The 16,982-nt window shown below is 34.4% G+C and carries 21 protein-coding genes; 10 read left to right on the top strand and 11 right to left on the bottom strand.

What is annotated here, in order from left to right; all coding sequences use genetic code 11:
- Positions 1 to 18: 18 nt before the first annotated feature.
- Together BLQ19_RS10825 and BLQ19_RS10820 are read right to left on the bottom strand one after the other, a co-directional pair.
- Positions 19 to 375: a hypothetical protein gene (locus tag BLQ19_RS10825; protein ID WP_024479135.1), complete on the bottom strand. Its 357-nt coding sequence runs from the start codon at positions 373 to 375 to the stop codon at positions 19 to 21.
- Between the two features lie 3 nt (positions 376 to 378).
- A complete protein-coding gene (locus BLQ19_RS10820) occupies positions 379 to 1,527 on the bottom strand; it encodes a sensor histidine kinase (RefSeq protein WP_024479134.1) in 1,149 nt (382 codons plus the stop codon).
- Positions 1,528 to 1,651: 124 nt separating this feature from the next.
- On the opposite strand from BLQ19_RS10820, the gene BLQ19_RS10815 reads away from it, so the two are divergent.
- The 4 genes from BLQ19_RS10815 to BLQ19_RS10800 all read left to right on the top strand — a co-directional run bounded on the left by BLQ19_RS10815 (position 1,652) and on the right by BLQ19_RS10800 (position 4,335).
- On the top strand, positions 1,652 to 2,524 hold the full coding sequence (locus BLQ19_RS10815; RefSeq protein WP_024479133.1) for a flavin reductase family protein: 873 nt from the start codon (positions 1,652 to 1,654) through the stop codon (positions 2,522 to 2,524).
- A gap of 6 nt (positions 2,525 to 2,530) precedes the next feature.
- Positions 2,531 to 2,914 carry a DUF3127 domain-containing protein gene (locus BLQ19_RS10810; RefSeq protein WP_024479132.1) on the top strand — a complete coding sequence of 128 codons (384 nt, stop codon included), beginning with the start codon at positions 2,531 to 2,533 and terminating at the stop codon, positions 2,912 to 2,914.
- A 122-nt stretch (positions 2,915 to 3,036) separates the two neighbouring features.
- Positions 3,037 to 3,669 (top strand): leucyl/phenylalanyl-tRNA--protein transferase, encoded by a 633-nt coding sequence (aat, locus tag BLQ19_RS10805; protein ID WP_074538353.1) that lies wholly within the window; start codon positions 3,037 to 3,039, stop codon positions 3,667 to 3,669.
- Between the two features lie 54 nt (positions 3,670 to 3,723).
- Positions 3,724 to 4,335, top strand: coding sequence for a hypothetical protein (locus tag BLQ19_RS10800; RefSeq protein ID WP_074538352.1), 612 nt, complete (start codon positions 3,724 to 3,726; stop codon positions 4,333 to 4,335).
- Positions 4,336 to 4,351: 16 nt separating this feature from the next.
- Here BLQ19_RS10800 and BLQ19_RS10795 read toward each other — a convergent pair whose 3' ends face one another.
- From BLQ19_RS10795 to BLQ19_RS10780, 4 genes are all read right to left on the bottom strand, one after another.
- Positions 4,352 to 5,041, bottom strand: coding sequence for a DUF2490 domain-containing protein (locus BLQ19_RS10795; protein ID WP_024479129.1), 690 nt, complete (start codon positions 5,039 to 5,041; stop codon positions 4,352 to 4,354).
- Positions 5,022 to 5,597: a hypothetical protein gene (locus BLQ19_RS10790; RefSeq protein ID WP_074538351.1), complete on the bottom strand. Its 576-nt coding sequence runs from the start codon at positions 5,595 to 5,597 to the stop codon at positions 5,022 to 5,024. Before BLQ19_RS10790 ends, BLQ19_RS10795 begins: the two co-directional genes overlap by 20 nt.
- Positions 5,587 to 6,150, bottom strand: a complete 564-nt coding sequence (locus BLQ19_RS10785; protein WP_074538350.1) for a DNA-3-methyladenine glycosylase I — start codon at positions 6,148 to 6,150, stop codon at positions 5,587 to 5,589. The genes BLQ19_RS10790 and BLQ19_RS10785 overlap by 11 nt, the downstream gene beginning before the upstream one ends.
- 80 nt (positions 6,151 to 6,230) lie before the next feature.
- Positions 6,231 to 6,593 carry a hypothetical protein gene (locus BLQ19_RS10780; protein WP_038507859.1) on the bottom strand — a complete coding sequence of 121 codons (363 nt, stop codon included), beginning with the start codon at positions 6,591 to 6,593 and terminating at the stop codon, positions 6,231 to 6,233.
- Between the two features lie 151 nt (positions 6,594 to 6,744).
- Between BLQ19_RS10780 and BLQ19_RS10775 the strand changes: the two genes are divergently transcribed.
- From BLQ19_RS10775 to BLQ19_RS10750, 6 genes are all read left to right on the top strand, one after another.
- Positions 6,745 to 7,431 (top strand): TetR/AcrR family transcriptional regulator, encoded by a 687-nt coding sequence (locus BLQ19_RS10775; RefSeq protein WP_025613860.1) that lies wholly within the window; start codon positions 6,745 to 6,747, stop codon positions 7,429 to 7,431.
- The gene (locus tag BLQ19_RS10770; RefSeq protein ID WP_074538349.1) at positions 7,424 to 9,091 is read left to right on the top strand and encodes a peptidase domain-containing ABC transporter; all 1,668 of its coding nucleotides are present in this window, start codon (positions 7,424 to 7,426) and stop codon (positions 9,089 to 9,091) included. The genes BLQ19_RS10775 and BLQ19_RS10770 overlap by 8 nt, the downstream gene beginning before the upstream one ends.
- 8 nt (positions 9,092 to 9,099) lie before the next feature.
- Positions 9,100 to 10,449 (top strand): HlyD family secretion protein, encoded by a 1,350-nt coding sequence (locus BLQ19_RS10765; RefSeq protein WP_074538348.1) that lies wholly within the window; start codon positions 9,100 to 9,102, stop codon positions 10,447 to 10,449.
- The gene (locus BLQ19_RS10760) at positions 10,449 to 11,849 is read left to right on the top strand and encodes a TolC family protein (RefSeq protein WP_025613859.1); all 1,401 of its coding nucleotides are present in this window, start codon (positions 10,449 to 10,451) and stop codon (positions 11,847 to 11,849) included. The genes BLQ19_RS10765 and BLQ19_RS10760 overlap by 1 nt, the downstream gene beginning before the upstream one ends.
- 9 nt (positions 11,850 to 11,858) lie before the next feature.
- Entirely contained in the window at positions 11,859 to 12,788 is a 930-nt protein-coding gene (locus BLQ19_RS10755; RefSeq protein ID WP_074538347.1) for a YitT family protein, read from the top strand.
- Positions 12,789 to 12,874: 86 nt separating this feature from the next.
- Entirely contained in the window at positions 12,875 to 13,510 is a 636-nt protein-coding gene (locus BLQ19_RS10750) for a thioredoxin family protein (RefSeq protein ID WP_074538346.1), read from the top strand.
- On the opposite strand, the gene BLQ19_RS10745 is transcribed toward BLQ19_RS10750, so the two are convergent.
- From BLQ19_RS10745 to BLQ19_RS10725, 5 genes are all read right to left on the bottom strand, one after another.
- Positions 13,487 to 14,224, bottom strand: a complete 738-nt coding sequence (locus BLQ19_RS10745; protein WP_029445035.1) for an energy transducer TonB family protein — start codon at positions 14,222 to 14,224, stop codon at positions 13,487 to 13,489. The genes BLQ19_RS10750 and BLQ19_RS10745 overlap by 24 nt on opposite strands.
- Positions 14,225 to 14,294: 70 nt before the next feature.
- Complete coding sequence (gene truB / locus BLQ19_RS10740) at positions 14,295 to 15,005, bottom strand: tRNA pseudouridine(55) synthase TruB (protein WP_074538345.1); 711 nt, start codon at positions 15,003 to 15,005, stop codon at positions 14,295 to 14,297.
- Between the two features lie 20 nt (positions 15,006 to 15,025).
- Complete coding sequence (locus BLQ19_RS10735) at positions 15,026 to 15,820, bottom strand: undecaprenyl-diphosphate phosphatase (RefSeq protein ID WP_024479117.1); 795 nt, start codon at positions 15,818 to 15,820, stop codon at positions 15,026 to 15,028.
- A complete protein-coding gene (locus BLQ19_RS10730; protein ID WP_025613853.1) occupies positions 15,821 to 16,084 on the bottom strand; it encodes a DUF3098 domain-containing protein in 264 nt (87 codons plus the stop codon). It lies immediately after the preceding gene.
- A 9-nt stretch (positions 16,085 to 16,093) separates the two neighbouring features.
- Positions 16,094 to 16,972, bottom strand: coding sequence for a cell division protein FtsX (locus BLQ19_RS10725; protein ID WP_074538344.1), 879 nt, complete (start codon positions 16,970 to 16,972; stop codon positions 16,094 to 16,096).
- Positions 16,973 to 16,982 lie beyond the last annotated feature (10 nt).

The following is a 16,982-nucleotide window of genomic DNA, read 5'->3' as shown; positions in this document are numbered from 1 at the left end:
TAGATACTGGTTTAGTTTTTACTGAAGGAAACTACCTTGTAGTAAAAAGTATACTCCAATACCAACAATGGCAATTAATACTAAGGCTATAATATAAAATAGTCCCGTGAATTTTATGGCGCTCTTTTGTGGAATTGCCATTTTTTGGTAATATTCAAAAACGCGTTCTATATCAGGGGTCCAAGTTACAGGGTATATTTTGGTACCACATTTTTTACATTCCAATTCAGAAGTTACTTCATTGGTGGTTTTGTGAATAAATTTTCCATAAGAATGCTTTTGAAAAAAAGACAATTTTAAGCCTTGATTAAAACATTCAGGACAATTGTTTGTTAATGCTGCTTCTTTTATAACTTCTAATTTTATCTCTGCCATAGCTTACGAATTTAATTTAAAAGTAATTTTCATTACGGTACCCTCTTTGCTAGAGGTAAGTACTTTTATTTTTCCTTTGTGGTATTCTTCTACAATGCGTTTTACTAATGATAAGCCTAAGCCCCAGCCTCTTTTTTTAGAAGTAAATCCAGGGTTGAATATGGTGTTAAAATCTCTTTTCAAAATTCCGTGTCCCGTATCAGACACTAAAATTACGGCATGATTGCCTTCCTTTAAAATTTCAACACTAATACTGCCTTTGCCACGCATCGCATCGATCCCGTTTTTAACCAAATTTTCAATCGTCCATTGAAATAATGATTTATTTAAAAGTACTGGGAGGTAATCTGCTTTGCTGTTAAATGAAAAATGAATCAATTTAGAGCTTCTTAGTTTTAGGTAATCAAAAGCATTTTTTGTTTCCGTAACAATATCCTGCTCTGCTAAAATTGGAAGGGAACCTATTTTAGAGAATCGTTCCGTAATTGTTTCTAGCCTAGAAATATCCTTTTCTATTTCTTCCGTAATATTCGGATTTATATTTTCTGCTTTCAAGAGTTCGTTCCACCCGAGTAACGAGGTTAAGGGTGTGCCTATCTGATGTGCTGTTTCTTTCGCCATACCTGCCCAAAGTTTATTTTGCTCAGATGATTTATTGGTTTTGAAAAAGAAATAAATTACGGCTCCAAAAAGAAATATAATTAGAAGAAGGGCTATAGGGTAATATTTTAACTTGTTTAATACATCAGAATTGCCATAGTATAAGGTGGCTAATTCTTCACCTTTATAATCTATTTTTATAGGCGTGTTTTCACCTTCAAATTTTTTTATTTTTTTCTGAATGAAGGAGGTGTCTGCTGCAATTTCTTTTGGCATATTACTCACTTTTATAGCGCCATCTCTATTCACCAAAATCATTGGTGTGGTCGTGTTATTTTGAAATATTTTTAAGGGTAAATTTCCGGGGTCTGCATCTGCGGGTAATGCTTGTAGTTCTACTAAGGCGCTGGCCCAGATTTCTACCTTGTTGCGTTCTTCTTCTTTAAATTTTTTAAAGAAACTATTTGTATTCCAAAGAATTAGACTTACAATAACAAAAGAGGTTATTTGTAAGATTATTGTTATAGTTTTCTTTTCAGGACTGAAGTTCATTCAAACAATTGCTTATAGTGCTCACAATATAACGTAAAATGTGAAAAATTATTCTATCTATTTGATAAGTTGTTATTTTCATTTTTGAACCTATTTTATGTATTTTTGCACGACTATGCGAGAAATGATTTCTATACTTCCGGATGAGGTTACCACTGCAAAATTACATGGCTATTTGTTAGGGGCTGTAGGCCCTAGACCCATTGCCTTTGCGAGTACATTGGATGAGAATGGAAGACCTAATTTATCGCCATTTAGTTTTTTTAATGTGTTTAGTGCTAATCCGCCGATATTAATTTTTTCTCCTGCACGTAGAGTTCGTGATAATACCACGAAACATACTTTAGAGAATTGCTTGAAGACCAAAGAAGTGGTTATCAATGTGGTGAATTTTGATATGGTACAACAAATGTCTCTTTCTAGTACAGAATATCCAGAAGGAGAAAATGAATTTAAAAAAGCAGGGCTAACCATGTTAGCTTCCGAAGTAGTTGCGCCATTTAGAGTAGCCGAATCTCCTGTTCAATTTGAATGCAAGGTTATTAAAGTAGAGGCCTTAGGTGAAAATGGAGGGGCAGGGAATTTAATTTTTTCTGAAGTTGTTAAAGTTCATGTGGATAAGGCAATTTTAGACGAAAATGGAAGTATTGATCAGCGAAAAATAGATCTTGTAGCTAGAATGGGAGGTAATTGGTACAGCAGAGCAAATGAGGGTTTGTTTGAGGTGCCTAAGCCATTGTCTTCATTGGGAATAGGGATTGATGCCATACCTGCGGAAATTCGTTCTAGTACCGTATTAACGGGGAATGATTTAGGGATGTTAGGAAATGTGGAGATGTTACCTACAGAAAAAGAAGTTCAAGAGTTTTTAGCTTCAAATGTAGAGCTGCGAGTGATCATTAGTGCTGATGATAAAAAATTAATTCATAGTAAAGCACAGGAATATTTACATAAAAATGACGTACTTTCCGCTTGGAAAGTATTATTATCAAATTAAGAGAAAATGGAAGTAGAAGGAAAAGTGAAAATGGTTGGGGAAACTCAAACCTTTGGAAATAACGGATTTAGAAAAAGAGAAATTGTCGTTACTACAGAAGAACAATATCCGCAACATATTATGGTAGAGTTTGTTCAAGATAAGTGTGACTTATTGAACAGTGTAAGTGTTGGACAGCCTATTAAAATTGGAATTAATTTACGTGGTAGAGAGTGGGTTAATCCACAAGGAGAAACAAAATACTTTAACTCTATTCAGGGTTGGAGAATTGAAAGTGCTCAGCCACAAGCTTCTAATAGCAGTGCAGGTATACCTCCAGCACCACCAATGGATTCTTTTCAGCCAGCAGATGATTTAAATGAAGAAGATCACGACGATTTACCTTTTTAAATTAATACATAATTGAAGAGAAGACCTGTTTAGTTTTTTACTAAACAGGTCTTTTGTTTTTTATAGACTTTGACGTATTTTGAGGTCAAAAAAAATTGAATAAAGAACTAAACTACAAGCCTATGGTTTTTCTTTCAGAGGAATTAATTTTTCCTGATGTTTCAGAGGCTAACCACGAAGGTATGCTTGCTGTTGGAGGAGATCTTTCTCCCGAACGGCTATTATTGGCTTATAATAGTGGAATTTTTCCTTGGTTTAATGAGGATTCTCTGATTTTGTGGTGGAGTCCAGATCCCCGAATGGTATTGTTTCCTCATAAAATAAAAATTTCCAAAAGCATGCGTAAGGTGATTAAAGATCGCCAATTTACCTTAACTAAAAATGTAGATTTTAAAACAGTATTAGCGTATTGTTCTATGGTTGAAAGAAAAGACCAAGACGGCACCTGGATCACAGAAAAGATGAAAGAAGCCTACCTGAAGCTCCATGAGGAAGGTGTAGCTCATTCCTATGAAGTTTGGGAAAATGATACTCTGGTGGGTGGTTTATATGGGATAGATTTAGGCCATGTTTTTTGTGGTGAAAGTATGTTCAGTTTGGTAAGTAATGCGTCTAAATTTGCTTTTATTAGTTTGGCAGAAGAGCTTATTTCTAGAGAGTATAAACTTATAGACTGCCAAGTTTATACGGCTCATCTAGAAAGTTTGGGTGCGGAAGAAATTTCTAGATCAGATTTTATCAAATTTTTGAAGTAAGTCAAAAATGTAACATTCTAGAGGCATTTGCTACTAACATATAAAGGTAATTTTATGTTTGGTGGAGGTAGTGGTGCAGGAATGGCTCAGGTGTATCGTACTAATATTAAATTATTGCGTAAAACCAATAGGTTTAATTCTGCCCGAACATTTACTACTACAAAAAAAGAATATAGTAAAGTAGCAGGAAGTAGTGTTTTGTTAAAAAAAATGAGTGCAGCGCAGTTTCGTGAAACAAGACAGCAAGTACTTCAGAATAGAAAGCAAGACAGACAAAAAAATATCCTGTTATCTACGGCGGTTTTCGTGCCATTGTTACTCTTGTTTGCTTATGTAACCTCAATGTTTTTTGCAAATGAAAATGCAATTCAAGCAAACAATTTAAAATTAGAAACTGCAACTAATCTCAAGCACTATAATTTTTACATGAGTGATGCTGCTATTTGGTTGCAACAACAAAAGGTTGCTAATGCCATTTTTCAATATAGAAAGGCCAAGGAGTTATTTCCAGAGAAGTTTGCTGTAAATTATAAATTAACACAGGTGTTACTGAGTTCTTGCGCATTGGATTCTTTATATTGTAAAGGCGCACGAGAAAGTGTAATACGCTTGAAGGATAAGTACCCTGATAGAGAAGAAGTGTTAAGCTTAGTAGCTTTTTTATAAGACTAGACGTTGAAGATTATAAAGTAAATACTAGGGTGGAATTAAGAAAGAATACCTGGGCTAGTTGTTTATTGTAATCTTCTAAACGGTATTCTAAGCCTACTTGTAATTTTGTGTTAGAATTTAATTTATAACCAATTTGGGAAGAAAAACGTTGATCGTAGCTAGGTTTTTTTGTTCTAGCTAAACTCAATAAACTTTCTGTAGAAAAAATAAGATAGGGTTCGCCAATATCAAGTTTTTCACCTTTTAACGGCACATCCGCAGCGAGTCTACCTCTAAATCTATGTGTTGTTAAGGAAGGAGATATACGTTGTTCTATACGGGTCCTAAGGCCATACCTGATGTTGTTTGGTTTAAATTTGTAATTGTACTGTTCTGTAATTCGTAATTCATTTTCTTTTTCCTTTTCAAAAGGGGCTCTGAAACGGTATTGTACACCTAGTGCAATACTTTTATTGGTAGCTATTTTTAAATCGGAGAAATGAGCAAAATCAACCTGTCTTGTTTGTAGCTGAAGAGCGTCTTCCTTATAGAAATACGTACGATTACTCACCGAAAAATTGGTAGTATAAAGAGGAGAAATCTTATGGTTTACTGAAATTTGAGGTTGTAGGTATCCTGTAAAATCAGACTGGGCAATACTAGGTGATAGAATAAATAAAGCGCAAAAAATGAGCCCAAATTTAATATAAGACGTGGTCATAATTTGGTGGTAATGATTTTCTAATCTTAAGGAAGGTTCCTTCAGCATTAAAAAGAATTTCAAATTGCTCATATCCTCTCTCTTTCTTCGCATCTACAACCAATTCATAGTTTACAGAGGGTAACATTAAATTCTGAAAAGCGTTCTTAAATGTTGCATCTATAGAATCTTTTGCGGTATACTGTTGCTGTATTTTTTTAATTTTAAAAGAGATAAAATTGGTGCTTAGATAATTCTGGATTTCTTCATAGGTTTCATTGGGTACATCAATTGCCTTTATGCTAATTTCAATATCTTCTAAATCCCCTTCTTCATTAAATTCTATACTGTACCACAATTTATCTTTTCTAAATTTGGCTTCGTAGCTTATCTTTAAGCTATCTACTTCTTTATAGTATTTTAGTTTTTTGGCAGCGACAACTTTATCTTTTAGTAAGTCATGCGCAGCACTTGGAAACTCTTTTTTCTTAATGCGAAATTCGCGCTCGTGTTTTACTTGGGCCAAAAGAGTGTTACAGCCACAGAATAAGATTAGGATTAAAATTTTATACTTCATTATATCTAAAACAGGTTGTTTCGTGATCATTTACCATTCCCGTAGCTTGCATTTGAGCGTATATTACGGTACTGCCTACAAATTTAAAGCCCCTTTTTTTTAAGTCTTTGCTAATAGTATCAGATAATGGGGTGTTCGCAGGTGCTAATTTATAGTTTTCTACGGAATTTTTAATGGGTTTGTGGTGCACAAATTTCCAGATGTAAGCGCTAAAACTACCAAACTCTTCTTGTATTTTTTGATATGCAACAGCATTAGAAATAGTGGCGTTTATTTTAAGTTTGTTTCGTATAATACCTTTGTCTTGAAGTAACTCTTCAATCTTAGCAGGATCATAGTTGGCAATTTTCTTATAATCAAAAGAGTCAAAAGCCTTTCTGAAATTTTCTCTTTTTCGTAGAATGGTAATCCAGCTCAGTCCGGCTTGGAAGGTTTCTAGAATTAAAAATTCAAAAAGCTTATCATCATCTTTTACAGGGACTCCCCATTCTAGATCATGATAAGCTTCATATAAATCATCGCCTTGGCACCATCCACATCGTTGTTTCTCCATTTAAACGCTTTTTGTATTTGTATACTAACAGAGCTTAAAGATAGTGGAGAAATTTCTTAGGGAATAAGGCAAAATGCGATTTATTCTAAATACACTTTTAATTCTCCGCTTTCTATTGCTCGTTCAATATTAGCATCGACAGAAGAAAAGAATCTAAAAAAAGGTTTGCCATCTTGTCTCATTAATGATGCTACTTGATTGTGATCATTAGTTGCCTTGTAATCTTTAATAACAAGTTTTGTGCCTACTAAGTTATTAAAATCTGCTATAGCACCTTTCTTCATAATAATATTCTTCTTGGGAAAATCTATGTGCTTGTAGTTTTCGCCATTAGGATTGGCGAGTATTACTACGGTACCTTCTTCTAGGTGTGTTGCTGTTTCTTGACTATGTCCACCTATTGTACACATCGCCATAAAAATAAAAGTTAAGAGTGATTTCATATGTTTTAGGTTTTAAGTTTATACTAAATAATTGACTCAAAAATAAAAATTAGATTTTTTAATATTAGTTATACTTTCGTTAAAAAATGTTAAACTATTGCAATATGATAGTAATACTATTATATTCGTAAGTGTAATTAAATTAAACAAGATGGACCAGCTTTTACAATCGGTTAAAATTGCCATAAACAACAAGATTTATCTTAAGGATCCTGAGTCGTCAGAATTAGGAAAAAAAATTATTGAACATAGTATTTTATTAATCCATGATATTGGTTTTGAAAAATTTACCTTTAAGAAATTGGGAGAATTAATCAAATCAAACGAGAGTTCTATATATAGGTATTTTGAAAACAAACACAAACTACTTCTGTATTTGGCTTCTTGGTATTGGGGCTGGTTAGAGTATCAGTTGGTATTTTCTACGAATAGTATCGGAGATCCTTCTGAGAAACTTAAAAAAGCTATAGAGGTGTTAGCAAAAACCATAGAACAAGATTCTCATTTCTCACATATTAATGAGGTAGTTCTAAGTAAAATTGTTATCAATGAATACTCAAAATCATATTTAACTAAAGAGGTAGATGAGGAAAATAAAGATGGTTATTTTATTATTTATAAACGTCTAATTTTACGTTTGTCTAGCATGATACAAAATGTGAATCCAGATTATGGATACTCTTCTAGTTTGGCAAGTACTATTTTAGAAGGTTCCTTACATCAGTTTTTTCTAAAGGATCATTTCCCGACGCTTACGGATTGTCATGATCCCAAATCACCAACCAACTATTTTTTAGAATTAGTATTTAAAACCCTAGCACCAACAACAAATGGCTAAAAATGCAATTACTGCTTGGCAACGTTTAATAGGATTATTAAAACTTGATAAGCGAGACATTCTACAAACATTCTATTACGCAATTTTTGCAGGTATCGTAAACTTAACACTTCCATTAGGGATTCAGGCTATCATCAATTTAATTCAAGGAGCACAAATAAGTACCTCTTGGATTGTTCTTGTAGTTCTGGTAACCGGTGGTGTTGCCTTTGGGGGTTTACTACAATTAATGCAAATTAGGATTATAGAGAATGTGCAGCAAAAAATATTTACGAGAGCTTCATTCGAGTTTGCCTATCGTTTTCCAAAAATTAAGATGAGTGAACTAAGGGATTATTATCCTCCAGAATTGGCCAATAGATTTTTTGATACCATAAACGTTCAGAAATCTTTAGCGAAAGTCTTGTTAGATTTTCCTGCGGCATTGTTGCAGATAATTTTCGGACTTCTATTGCTTTCTTTTTATCACCCATTCTTTATACTGTATGGCTTATTGCTTTTAATTCTTATCTATGTTGTATTTAAATTTACCGCTAGAAAAGGGTTGGAAACTAGTTTGTCAGAATCTAAATACAAGTATAAAGTGGCGCACTGGCTTCAAGAGGTAGCAAGATCTTTGGTGAGTTTTAAGCTTTCAGGAGAAACCAATCATGCCTTGCGAAAGAATGATACCTTGGTGGGGGAATATCTAGATGCACGTGAAAGTCACTTTAGAATTTTGGTCATTCAGTTTATTCAAATGATAGGCTTTAAAGTTTTGGTAACTGCTGGTTTGCTGCTTATAGGAGGACTCTTAGTGCTGAACCAAGAAATGAATATTGGGCAATTTGTAGCGGCAGAAATTATTATTTTATTGGTCATTACCTCCGTAGAAAAATTAATAAAAGGTTTAGAAACGGTGTATGATTTATTGACCTCTCTTGAAAAGTTAGGGCAAGTGGTAGATAAAGAATTGGAATCTCAAGATGGTGAAACTCCATTAACGGCGTCATCAGAATTAACTATAGAGGTTTCGGAAGTGAGCTATATTCCTCAAGGCGCTACACACAAGGTAATAGACGATGTGTCTTTAACATTTATTCCTAGAAGCACCACGCTTTTAATGGGAGCAAATGGTTCTGGAAAAACAACATTATTGCGATTAATCTCGGGATTAATTCACCCAACCGAAGGTGCGGTTTATGCGAATAATATTTCGTTAGATAATATTCTGCCAAATCATTATAGAAACTTTATGGGGCAATCTTTAACAGAGGAAAGTCCGTTTGAAGGAACTATTTTAGATAACATCACTTTTGGTGATGAAGCAATTACTCAAAAAGATTTGTATTGGGCTATTGAGCATACGGGACTTACCAAATTTGTAAAAGAACAGCCTAAAGGTATTCATACTATTTTATTCCCAGAGGGGCAGCAAATACCCCATAATGTGGCAAAGAAAATAGTGTTGGCAAGAGCCATTGTAAGAAAACCAAAATTATTAATTTTAAAAGAGCCTCTAGATCAATTGGATGAAATAGAAGCGCTTAAAATAATGGATTTTCTAACCGATAAAAGTAATCCTTGGTCTGTTGTTGTCGTGAGTCACGATGTTAAATGGTTTAGTCGTGTAGATAGAATGATTACGCTTCAAGATGGGAAAATTGTTAGTACTAATTAAAATGAATTATGCTTAATATATCTAATAACGTATTAAATAAAAAGGTAGATCTTGGAATCTATAAGGCTACACGACGCGTTTTTCATAAGAGACATTACAAGTATTTCAATAGATTTTTAATTGGGTCTGCTTTATTTGGAGTTATTGTGTTGTTTCTACCATGGACGCAGAATGTTCGTGGTAAAGGATCACTAACATCTTTAAGGCCAGATCAGCGCCCACAAACCATACAATCACCTATACCAGGACGTATTGAAAAGTGGTTTGTGCAAGAAGGAGATTTTGTACACAAAGGAGATACTATTCTATTTATTTCAGAAATAAAAAATGAATATTTTGACCCTAAATTAGTAGAACGTACTGGAGATCAAATTAAGGCAAAAGAAATGTCTGTTGTCTCTTATGAGGGGAAAGTAAAAGCTTTAAACAACCAAATTGGTGCGTTAGCAACAGAACGGGGTTTAAAATTGCAACAGGCTAAGAATAAACTCTTGCAATCAAAATTAAAAGTACAAAGTGATAGTATTGATTTAATGGCGGCTACCACCAATCTCGAAATTGCCGAGCGTCAATATAATCGAACTGTGCAATTGCAAGAAGAGGGCCTTAAGGCGGTTACCGATGTAGAGACAAAAAGATTGAAACTCCAAGAAACACAGGCTAAATTAATCTCTCAAGAGAATAAGTTATTAGCCAGTAGAAATGAGATTTTAAATGCTTCTGTAGAAGTAAGTAGGGTGCAAGCAGAATATACAGATAAGATTTCTAAAGCACAGAGTGATATGTATACGGCGCAATCAGGTCAGTATGATTCTCAAGCTCAAGTTACCAAGCTAGAAAATCAATTTACTAATTATGAAATGCGGAATGATATGTATTACATAAAAGCACCACAGAGTGGTTATATCAACAAAGCAATCAAAGCGGGTATTGGAGAAACATTTAAAGAGGGCGATAAATTAGTGGGCATTATGCCTTCGGTCTATGATAAGGCTGTAGAGATTTTTATTGAGCCTTTAGATTTGCCATTAATACATAGAGGAGAAAAGGTGCGTATAGAGTTTGATGGATGGCCTGCTATTGTATTTAGCGGCTGGCCAAATGCCTCTTATGGTACGTACGGCGGTACCGTAGTGGCAGTAGAAACGTTTATAAGCCCTAATGGAAAGTACCGTGTGCTCTTAGCTCAGGATCCTGAAGACCAAGCCTGGCCAGATGAGATTCGTGTAGGATCAGGAGCAAGTACTATTGCCTTGTTAGAAGATGTGCCTATTTGGTATGAACTCTGGCGTCAATTAAATGGCTTCCCGCCTAATTATTATCAGCCAACATCAGAAACAACTAAGGATAAAAAGTAATGAGAAAGGTTTTTTTGTACAGTCTTTTATTTTTTAGCTTTTGTGTAAGTGCACAAGAGTTGGGTGTAGAGGTGCTAAACTTTAAGGAGTATTTAGGGTATGTAAAAAAGTACCACCCTGTTGCTAAGCAAGCAGCTTTAACTTTAGATGTAGGGCAGGCAAAACTGCTAAAAGCCAGAGGGGGTTTTGATCCCAAAATTGAAGTAGATTATGGTACAAAGCAATTCAAAGGCACAGAGTATTATGACAAATTAAATGCCGTGTTTAAAATTCCTACTTGGTATGGGGTTAATTTTAAAGGAGCTTTTGAACAAAATGAAGGTGTGTACTTAAATCCAGAAGCCACAGTTCCCGAAGATGGTCTGTATAGTGCTGGTGTGAGCATGTCTATTGGGCAAGGACTGTGGATCAATGATAGGATGGCTACATTGAAAAAAGCTAAGTATTTTAGAGAACAATCAAAAGCAGACCGAGATATTTTGGTAAACCAAGTTTTGTTTGATGCTGCAAAGGCCTATTTTGATTGGTTGCAGGCGTATAATGAGAATATAATATTTGATAGTTTCTTGTCTAATGCAGGCATTCGCCTAGACGGGGTTAAAAAAAGTGCGTCTTCAGGGCAAATTGCAGCAATTGATACTGTAGAGGCTACCATAACCTTACAAGATAGAGCGCTAAATTTAGAGCAAGCAAAAGTAAGGTTGATGCAGAAATCATTAGAACTATCAAGCTTTTTATGGCTGGATAATGTACCTATTGAACTTCAGGAAAATGTTATTCCCGATGAAAATGTAGCTGAAGATATCAATAAAACTTTAGGAATTAATGGAGTGCGCCTAGATAGTTTTACAATAGAAAATCACCCTAAATTAAAATCTCTTACCTATAAAATGGATGGGTTACGGGTAGATAAAAATTTAAAGGCGAATAAATTATTGCCAAAAATAGAAATTGAATATAATTTTTTAACCGAAACACCAGAGTATTTGAATTCATTGCAAACGGATTATTACAAAGGGGGAATACGTTTTCAGTTGCCCTTATTTCTAAGAAAGGAACGTGGGGATTTAAAATTGGCAAAATTTAAATTGCAAGATGCCAAGTATGAATTGGATAATGCCGAAATTGTTATTAGAAACAAAGTAATTGCCATGTACCGAGAGTTGGCATCTTTTGAGAATCAGAATGTCCTTATTGCAGATATGGTAGAAAATTATGAGACCTTATTGGCTGCAGAAGAGCGTAAATTTAGCTTCGGCGAAAGCTCATTATTTTTAATCAATTCAAGAGAAAATAAACTTATAGAATCTAAATTGAAACAAAATTCTGTTCAAAATAAATTCTTTGTAACTAAAGCCAAATTATTTAATAGCTTAGCAATAAATCCTGAAGATTTATAACGTTACAACATGCCAAATAGTAAGACAAAAGGATACCGTTTATTGGGCCATGCTGGGGCTTATCTAAAAAGATCTAGAAAACTACGTGTAGGTTTTAAAGGATTCTTAAGGGATATGCTCTTTATTCTAGTGGGTATTTTTTCTGCAGCTTTTGGTTTGGAAAGTTTTTTGCTTCCAAATAAATTTATAGATGGTGGGGCAACAGGTATTTCTTTGCTTGCTACAGAAATTTTTGCTTTACCACTGCCTATTTTAATATTGGTAGTAAACGTTCCTTTTTTAATCATGGGCTATAAGGTGATTGGTAAAACCTTTGCAGTAAAGGCTACAATTGCCATTTTAGGTTTGGCCTTAGTACTATCTACCGTACATTTTCCGGAAATTACCCAAGACAAACTTTTGGTTGCGGTTTTTGGTGGTTTCTTCTTAGGGGCAGGTATTGGTTTATCTATCCGTGGTGGCGGAGTATTAGATGGTACCGAGGTATTGGCTATCTTTTTAAGTAGAAAACTAGGAACAACTATTGGTGATATCATTATCTTAATCAACATTGTTATTTTTTTAGCAGCGGCCTATTTCTTATCTATTGAAACAGCCTTGTACTCTATGTTAACCTACTTGTCTGCTTCCAAGACACTAGATTTTGTGGTAGATGGTATTGAAGAATATACTGGCGTTACCATAATCTCAGGTAAGAGTGAAGAAATAAGAGTCATGATTTCTGAAAAATTAGGGAGAGGTTTAACAGTATATAGAGCCAAAGGTGGTTTTAGTAAAGAAGGCACTCAAAATGATTACGATGTTATTTATACCGTTATTACAAGACTAGAAATACGTAGGCTAAATATAGAAATATCTAAAATAGATGCTAAGGCTTTTGTGGTGATGAATAGTATAAATGATACTAGAGGCGGAATGATTAAAAAGAGACATTTGTAAGTTTTCTTTTATTTTTTCTACAAACATGACGTAACTCAGTTTTTTAGTAAAACTCAGTATTTAATTTTACCCCAAATAAACCTGTCATGAATATTTTAGAAACCAAAAAAACATCCCAAGAAATTTCTCAGTTATTAAGCGTTAGTTTGCCAAAAGCGGTAAGCTATCAGGAGTACCGTGCTACTGTTTCGGCATTAGTCGCTAACGGGTTGTCTACAGGAACTGTTCAGAACGATGCACTTGCAAATTATACACTGCTTAATGATAAGCGAATGAAACGTTTGGATAAAACGCTTAAATTTTCTGAAGATATTATTGAGGGTATAGCTAAGATAAATAAGAAAGTAACCTGGTTGGTGCTTACAGAAAGTTGGTGTGGTGATGCGGCACAAACCATGCCTGTCATGAATAAATTAGCAAGTCTTAATTCTAATATTGATTTTAAAGTTATTCTACGTGATGAGAACTTAGCACTGATGAATCAGTTTTTGACTAATGGTACTTTGTCTATTCCTAAATTATTAATGATTGATGATGCCACAAATACAGTGTTTTCAGAGTGGGGTCCAAGACCTTCAAAGGCAACACAATTGGTTGCGGAATATAAAAATACACATGGGACATTAACTCCAGAATTTAAGCAAGATTTGCAAATTTGGTATACAAAAGATAAAGGAGTAAATACTGCGGAAGATTTGTTAGCGGGCCTTCTCTTGGAATAAATAGGTGATGGTGCCTTTCTGGCTAGCTTTTGTAGATTTGTTGAAAGATGCTTTGTAGGCATATTCTAAAGCATTGTCTATTAAACAGCCATTGCTAGTGCTAGAGCTGCTTTTATTAAAGTTAGCATCCGTTACGGTACCTTGACTATCTACAACAATATTAACTACTATTTTACCGCCTTCTATGCACGTGTAAATAGGTACAGGTAAACTGTAGTGGTTTCTGTTTATTAAAGAATAGGAAATAGAAGTTCTGCGTTTTGCTAAATTATTGGTGGGCACATCTTTTTGAGCTTCGCGTTCCCCTAATAATTCTTTTGCTTCTTGACGCTTTTTCTTAAGTTCTTTAAGACTGGCGGCATATTGGCCAGAATCGGAGGTTAGAAGCTCATTAGGTTCGTCGTTATCAGAGCTGTTTTCAGCTTCTTCCATTAACTCATCTAATGTTTTTAAAGGCTCAGGGTTTCCAAAACTAGCTTTTGCAGTTTCATTAAAAGCCATATGACTTTTGATAGCTTCTGCTTCTGCCTGGTCTTGTAGTTCTTGTTCCTCTTCTTCTAAAAGTTCTTCGGGTTCTTCTTCGAGTAAAGCTAATTCCACCACGTATTCTTCTTTTTCCTTAGCGCCCAAGTGTATGTTGTATAAACCCAACACCATGATCGCCATGGAAAGAAATGTGATTAGTAATGAAAGTTGACTTTTATTTAAACTCATATTCCTAATAACCACTTTTTTAGAATATTATTTTATAAAATCGACGAACAACAATGAAAATGTCCCTTTTCTAAAGATTTTCTTCAACATCAGGATTCAATAGCTTGTTAAATTCCTCTGTGGTTATTGCATTATCTACGTTGTAATCGCCTATTTTGGTTCTTCTAAGTGATGATAAATGTGCGCCAGAGTTTAGGGCAATTCCAAAGTCATGCGCTAGAGATCGGATATAGGTTCCTTTGCTACACGCTACTCTAAAGGAAACTACAGTAGCTTCAATACCCGTAATTTCAAACTCATGAATAGTGATAAGGCGTTTTTTTATTTCAACTTCTAGTCCTTCTCTTGCATATTCGTACAAACGTTTACCATCTTTTTTCAATGCGGAAAAAATTGGAGGTGCTTGTTCTATTTCTCCTAAAAACTGTTGGGTAGCTTCTATTATCATAGCTTCCGTAATATGTTCCGTAGGAAAGGTTTCATTTATTTCAGATTCTAGATCGTAAGAAGGTGTTGTGCCTCCTAAAGTAATAGTCCCTGTGTATTCTTTAGCCTGACCTTGTAGTTCGTTAATTGTTTTGGTAGATTTTCCGGTGCAAATAAGCAGTAAGCCTGTTGCTAAAGGATCTAAAGTACCTGCGTGACCAACTTTTATTTTTTTAAGCTCAAACTTTCTTCGGATGCTCCACTTTATAGAGTTTACCGCTTGAAAAGAAGACCAATTTAATGGTTTGTCAATCAAAAGTGTTTGTCCGTCTAAGAAATGTTCTTTAGTTTTCAATAGCTATTTTTAAATGCGTATTATCCAAAATATCCGTAAGCGATGGCGATAAGACCTACAATGAAACAGTAGATAGAAAAATAAGAAAGCTTACTTTTCTTAACGAGTTGAATCATCCAAGTACAGGCTCCTAATCCGGCAACAAATGCGGCTATAAAGCCAGCACCCATAGCAACATTATTATCTCCGTCAAAAGTAAGTTCTCCTCCTAATAGGTCTTTAAAAATCTTACCAAAAATTAAAGGTACTACCATCAAGAAAGAAAAACGTGCTGCTTTAGTTTTATCTACACCTAGTAGTACAGAGGTAGAAATAGTAGCACCACTTCTAGAGATACCGGGAAGCATTGCTATTGCTTGAGATATACCTACAAGAAAAGCATTTTTAAAACTAACTTTTTTATCCGTGTCTTTGGCTTTATCTGCAAAATAGAGAAGTACGGCAGTCACTAATAACATGTACCCTACAAAACGAACATTACCTCCAAAAAAACTTTCCAATTGTTCTTCAAAAAACAAACCAACGAAAACCGCAGGCAACATTGAAATAATAATTTTTACAGAAAATTGTGTTTCGTCGTTCCATTTAAATTGAAAAAGTCCACGAAGTAGTTCCCAAATATCTTTTCTGAAAACAACGATGGTACTAAGTGCCGTAGCAAAATGGAGAACCACAGTAAACAAAAGACTCTCTTCTGGTACAGAATGATCGCCTAAAATAGCTTTTCCTAATTCTAAATGTCCACTTGATGAAACAGGTAGAAACTCTGTTAATCCTTGAATTATACCAAGGATTATTGCGTCTATTACTTCCAATTAGTCTTTCTTATGAGGGTTTAACAAAATAGCATAGATTTCTATTCCTAGGCCAATAAGCACTAAAGTAGGTGCCAAACGGATTCTTCTAAAACTATAAATTTCAGGGTTAAAAACATTTGGATCATCACTACCGCCACCGCTCATTAATATAAAACCTATTACAATAAAGGCAAGGCCAATAAACATGAACATATAATTCTTATGCTGAAAAATAAATTCCTTTTTAGAATCTTGATTTGTATTGTTGCTTTTGTACGCCATGCTGCAAATTTAATAATATAATTCGTCTGTTCTTAAATTTAAAAAACGTTGTGTTGCAAAGTAGGTGCTAATAAGTGAAATTAACAAGCCTAATATAAAAACACTAGAAAAAAGAATAGCCAGTATCGTAGGGTCTTCCATTAATCCTAATTCCGGAAAATTTTCATTCACATAATATAAAACACCCGCCAAGGCAAGCATTGCTAATGCGGCTCCTAGGACACCTAACTTAATATTGGTCCAAATAAATGGCTTTCGGATAAACACCTTTGTGGCGCCCACCATTTGCATTGTCTTAATAATGAAACGCTTGGAGTAGATAGATAAACGAATAGAGCTATTGATTAATAAAACAGCGATAAACGTAAAAATACTACTGGCTACCAGAATCCAGAAACTAATACGTTTTACATTTTCATTTAAGAGGCCAATTAAAGGTTTGTCATAGCTAACTTCTTCTACATAACCTTTGGTAGTAATTTCTGCAGCTATCTCTTCCAGCAATTCTGGGGTTACAAAATCTGCATTTAACTGAACGTCTATAGAATTTTTTAATGGGTTGTAACCTAAGAAATCTTGAAAGTTCTCGCCAATATCTTCACTGTGTTGTGCTGCAGCTTCTTCTTTTGAAACATAAGTAGCGGCTTTGGTGTATTCTGCCATGACTAAGCTTTTCTGTAGCTGGTCTATTTCTACATGCTTTGCATTATCTTTTAAAAAGACAGAGATAGTAATCTGTTCTTTAAAATGATCAGCTAGTTTTTTAGTATTTAAAACCAATAAGCCTAATATTCCTAATAGAAAAAGTACAAGACCTATACTTAAAACTACTGAAAAATAGCTCGATATTAATTTGCGTTGTTGATAGCGCTCGAAAGATTTACTCATAATTTGTGAA

The organism is Cellulophaga baltica (assembly GCF_900102165.1).
Taxonomy (GTDB): domain Bacteria; phylum Bacteroidota; class Bacteroidia; order Flavobacteriales; family Flavobacteriaceae; genus Cellulophaga; species Cellulophaga baltica.
Note: the sequence above shows the minus strand (reverse complement) of the source record. Positions and strands in the feature narration are given on the sequence as shown.